The organism is Agromyces sp. P1_H4, from assembly GCF_056405255.1.
This window is the reverse complement of record NZ_JBFUCL010000289.1, coordinates 1-4,860: the sequence shown is the minus strand read 5'-3', so window position 1 is coordinate 4,860 and position 4,860 is coordinate 1. Positions and strand designations below refer to the sequence as shown.

General features: G+C 69.7%; 3 protein-coding genes, 1 tRNA gene and 1 pseudogene. 2 read left to right on the top strand and 3 right to left on the bottom strand.

The genetic code is table 11. The annotated features are described in order from the left end of the window. A pseudogene (locus AC1DY2_RS15390) lies at positions 1-420 on the bottom strand (PucR family transcriptional regulator); the annotation flags it as partial. 11 nt (positions 421-431) lie between these two features. After that, complete coding sequence (gene aceE / locus AC1DY2_RS15385; RefSeq protein WP_476763217.1) at positions 432-3,158, bottom strand: pyruvate dehydrogenase (acetyl-transferring), homodimeric type; 2,727 nt, start codon at positions 3,156-3,158, stop codon at positions 432-434. A gap of 171 nt (positions 3,159-3,329) precedes the next feature. Here aceE and AC1DY2_RS15380 point away from each other — a divergent pair, with 171 nt between their 5' ends. Then, positions 3,330-3,785: a peroxiredoxin gene (locus AC1DY2_RS15380; protein ID WP_476763216.1), complete on the top strand. Its 456-nt coding sequence runs from the start codon at positions 3,330-3,332 to the stop codon at positions 3,783-3,785. A gap of 48 nt (positions 3,786-3,833) precedes the next feature. Here the strand turns inward: AC1DY2_RS15380 and AC1DY2_RS15375 are convergent, their stop codons facing one another. Continuing rightward, complete coding sequence (locus AC1DY2_RS15375) at positions 3,834-4,541, bottom strand: hypothetical protein (protein WP_476763215.1); 708 nt, start codon at positions 4,539-4,541, stop codon at positions 3,834-3,836. A 75-nt stretch (positions 4,542-4,616) separates the two neighbouring features. Here AC1DY2_RS15375 and AC1DY2_RS15370 point away from each other — a divergent pair. Continuing rightward, positions 4,617-4,692 (top strand) — tRNA-Val (locus AC1DY2_RS15370). Positions 4,693-4,860 lie beyond the last annotated feature (168 nt).

The window sequence follows — 4,860 nt, the reverse complement described above, 5'->3', positions numbered from 1 at the left end:
CGCCTCGGCCGCCCGGGCGTAGACGTCGGCGGCGGCGAACGCGATCTCGCGCGAGTACAGGAGGATCGCCTCGCGGAGTGGCTCGCTGCCGTCCTTCACGCGATCCTCGACGACCTCGACGGTCACCCGGATGAGCTGCAACGTCTGCTGCAGGCTCACCGAGCGGAGCAGCTCACGGGGAGCAGCGCCGAAGACGTCGGCGGCGATCCACGGGGTCGAGCGAGGGTCGTCGAACCACGAGATGAACGAGGAGATGCCCGCCTGGGCGACGAGGCCCACGGCCGACCTGCGGCTCGGGGGCATGTCGCCGTACCACGGCAGCGTGTCCTCGAGGCGCTTGAGCGTCTGGGTGGCGAGCTCGCCCGCGATGGTCCGCAACCACGCGAGCGTCTCCGCCTTCGTCTTGGGCTTCGTCGCCACCTCGTCGCCCGCTAGCTCTCGCCGCCGGCCGATCCGGTGGTGCCGGCGTTCACGTCGTGGAGCCGGTACTTCGCGATGGCCTGCGCCGGGAGCGAGCGGTCGACCTCACCGCGATCCGCGAGCAGTTCGAGCGTGCGCACCACCACCGACGGGCCGTCGATCGTGAAGAAGCGTCGCGCCGCCGGGCGGGTGTCCGAGAAGCCGAACCCATCGGCGCCGAGCGTGGCGTAGTCACCGGGCACGTACGCGCGGATCTGATCGGGCACCGCGTGCATGTAGTCGGACACTGYGACGAACGGGCCCTGCACGCCCGAGAGCTTCTGGGTCAGATAGGCCGAGCGGCGCTCGGCATCGGGGTTCAGGAAGTTGTGCTCGTCGGCGGCCAGGCCGTCGCGACGGAGCTCCGTCCAGCTGGTGACCGACCACACGTCGGCCGACACGCCCCAGTCGTTCGCGAGCAGCTCCTGCGCCTCGACGATCCACGGCACGGCCACGCCCGAGGCGAGCAGCTGCGCCTTGGGGCCCTGCACCGGCGACTCGGAGAGGCGGTGGATGCCGCGGACGATGCCCTCGACGTCGGTGCCCTCGGGCTCGGCGGGCTGCACGATCGGCTCGTTGTAGACCGTGAGGTAGTACATGACGTTGGGGTCGGGGTGGGTGCCGCCGTACATCCGGTCGAGCCCCGCCCGCACGATGTGGCCGATCTCGTAGCCGTAGGCCGGGTCGTACGAGACGACCGCCGGGTTGGTGGAGGCGAGGAGCAGCGAGTGCCCGTCGGCGTGCTGGAGGCCCTCGCCGGTGAGCGTGGTGCGACCCGCCGTCGCGCCGATCATGAAGCCGCGCGCCATCTGGTCGCCGGCCGCCCAGATGGCGTCACCGGTGCGCTGGAACCCGAACATCGAGTAGAAGACGTAGATCGGGATCAGCGGCTCGCCCTGCGTCGAGTACGACGTGCCGACGTTGGTGAACGCGGCGAGTGCGCCCGCCTCGTTGATGCCGACGTGCACGATCTGGCCCTGCGGGCTCTCCTTGTAGGCGAGCAGCAGTTCGCGGTCGACCGAGGTGTAGTGCTGGCCGTTCGGGTTGTAGATCTTCGCGTTCGGGAAGAACGCGTCCATGCCGAACGTGCGGGCCTCGTCGGGGATGATCGGCACGATGCGGTTGCCGAAGTCCTTCGCCCGCATGAGGTCCTTCAGGAGCCGGACGAACGCCATGGTCGTGGCGATCTCCTGCGTGCCCGAGCCCTTCTTCGCGATCGCGTAGGCCGAGTCGTCGGGCAGCGTGATCGCGGTGTGGTTCGTGCGCCGCTCGGGCAGGTAGCCGCCCAGTTCGCGACGGCGCTCGTGGAGGTACTGGATCGCCTCGTCCTGCTCACCCGGGTGGTAGTACGGCGGCAGGTAGGGGTTCTCCTCGAGCTGCGCGTCGCTGATGGGGATGCGCATCGCGTCGCGGAAGGTCTTGAGGTTGTCGAGCGTCATCTTCTTCATCTGGTGGGTCGCGTTGCGGCCCTCGAAGCTCGGACCGAGGCCGTAGCCCTTGATGGTCTTGGCGAGGATGACGGTGGGCTGGCCCTTGTGCTCGGTCGCGGCCTTGAACGCGGCGTAGACCTTGCGGTAGTCGTGGCCGCCGCGCTTCAGGTTCCAGATCTGCTCGTCGGAGAGGTCCTTCACGAGCTCGAGCGCACGCGGATCGCGGCCGAAGAAGTTCTCGCGCACGTAGGCGCCGGACTCGGCCTTGTACGTCTGGTAGTCGCCGTCGGGCGTGACGTTCATGAGGTTGCGGAGGGCGCCGTCGTGGTCGCGCGCGAGCAGGTCGTCCCACTCGCGGCCCCAGACCACCTTGATGACGTTCCAGCCGGCGCCGCGGAAGAAGCTCTCGAGCTCCTGGATGATCTTGCCGTTGCCGCGCACCGGGCCGTCGAGTCGCTGGAGGTTGCAGTTGATGACGAAGGTCAGGTTGTCGAGGCCCTCGTTCGCGGCGACCTGCAGCTGCCCGCGGCTCTCGACCTCGTCCATCTCGCCGTCGCCGAGGAACGCCCAGACGTGCTGGTCGGAGGCGTCCTTGATGCCGCGGTTGGTGAGGTACTTGTTGAGTTGCGCCTGGTAGATCGCGTTGATGGGGCCGAGGCCCATCGACACGGTCGGGAACTGCCAGAAGTCGGGCATGAGGCGCGGGTGCGGGTACGACGAGAGGCCGTTGGGCGCGTGCGACTTCTCCTGCCGGAACCCGTCGAGCTGGTCGGCGCTGAGCCGGCCCTCGAGGAACGCGCGGGCGTAGGTGCCGGGGGAGGCGTGTCCCTGGATGAAGATCTGGTCGCCGCCACCGGGGTGGTCCTGGCCGCGGAAGAAGTGGTTGAAGCCCACCTCGTAGAGCGCGGCGGACGACGCGTACGTCGAGATGTGGCCACCGACGGCGATGCCGGGCCGCTGCGCGCGGTGCACGAGCATGGCGGCGTTCCAGCGGATCCACGCGCGGTAGCGGCGCTCGACCTCCTCGTCGCCCGGGAACTCGGGCTCGTTCTCGGACGCGATCGTGTTGAGGTAGTCGGTCGTGGGGACCATCGGCACGCCGAGGTGCAGCTCCTTCGAGCGCTTCAGCAGGCTGAGCATGATCTCGCGCGCCCGCTGGTGCCCCTTCTCCGCGACGAGTGCGTCGAGGGATTCAGCCCATTCGAAGGTCTCCTCGGGATCGGAGTCCATCGCCTCGACCGAGTAGGGGTCCTGGTCGTTGACAGTCACACTCGACCTCTCTCTTCAGCAGATCATGCCTGCGGTGTGGGGGCGTGCGCACGACGGAGGGACCGGATCACGGTCGCGTGGCACCACGCCATCCTAGTGATTCTATGCCCCGTGCGTCGGGGCTAGGCTGGGCGCCGTCGAAGCCGCACGAACCCCGGGAGCCAGACGACGATGATCCTCCAGCCCGGCACGGTCGCCCCCGACTTCTCGCTCCGCAACCAGTTCGGGCAAGCGGTGTCCCTCTCGGCGTTCCGGGGTGTCACGCCGGTGACGCTCGTGTTCTTCCCGCTCGCGTTCTCACGCACGTGCCAGGGCGAACTCTGCGAGCTCCGCGACCACCCCGAGCTGTTCCGCACCGCCCGCACGGAGCTGCTGGGCATCTCCGTCGACTCGAAGCACGCGCTTCGCGCCTGGGCCGAGGAGCAGTCCTACGACTTCCCGCTCCTCTCGGACTTCTGGCCGCACGGCGAGGTGGCACGGTCGTACGGTGCGTTCCTCGACGAACCCGGCTACGCCGCGCGAGCGACGTTCGTGATCGGCGTCGACGGCGTCATCCGTGCGAGCTTCGCCACCGGCCCGGGGGAGCCTCGGTCGCTCGAGCAGTACCGGGCCGCGCTCGAGGCCTGACGCGACGGGGCCCGCGACACGACGGTGAGCGGATGCCGCGGCATCCGTTCACGCGCCGGTGTCGAGGATCCCGACCGAGCGGGCGATGACGAGCGCGAGGATCACGAAGCCGCCGAAGGCCTGCAGTCCCATGAGCAGCTTGACGCGTTGCGAGAGCGGCATGGCGTCGCTCGCGCTGAACGCCATCGAGTTCGACAGCGACGTGTAGAAGTAGTCGACGAACCTCGGCGTCCAGTCGAGCACCGCGGCGGATCCTGCGGCCACCTCGGCGATCGCATCGTGGTCCTCGTCCTGCGAGAAGCGGAAGTCGGCGGCGGGCAGCTCCGTGCGCGCCCACGTCGTGCGCACCACGGGTCCGCCGCGGTCGACCTCCCAGTACAGCAGCGCGAACCCGATCACGTTCGCCACCCAGACCTGGAGCGCCGCGAGGAGGAGGCCGGGYGCATCGTGCCGGCCGCTGATGAGCTTGAAGACGAGCAGCACGAGCGCCACCTGGTTGGCGAGCACCAGCAGCAGCGCGAGCGACACCGACACCGCCCGGGTCCAGCCGGTCTCGCGCGTCAGCCGGTGCGGATTCACGATGATGAGCGGCACGAGGAGCGCCAGGCCGGCGCCGACCACGACGAAGCGCAGCGGCCCGATGAGCTCGTTCGGGAGGAAGGCGTACAGCGCCAGGGCGGCGAGGAGGCCTCCCACCGCCGGCCACCGATGCTCGGGCGGTGCCGTGCGGCTCGGATGCTGCGTCCCGGGCTCCATGGGCGTGAGTCTAGGGACGCTCCGCTACCATGGGCATGCGCCGCGCGGCGTGTGCCGCCAGGCCGCTGCGCGTGCGGGCCTTTAGCTCAGTTGGTAGAGCGCCACGTTTACACCGTGGATGTCGTCGGTTCGAGCCCGGCAGGGCCCACCACCGACTCGGCGCCCGCCTCCGGTGCGGGGGATAGGCTGGGGCGCGTGCCAGCCGTTCTCGCCGAGGTCCTGACGACRATCGATCGACTCTGGCCGCTCGGCGGCGCCGAGCCGTGGGACGCGCCGGGGCTCGTCACGGGCGATCCCGAGGCTCCGGTCGACCGCATCC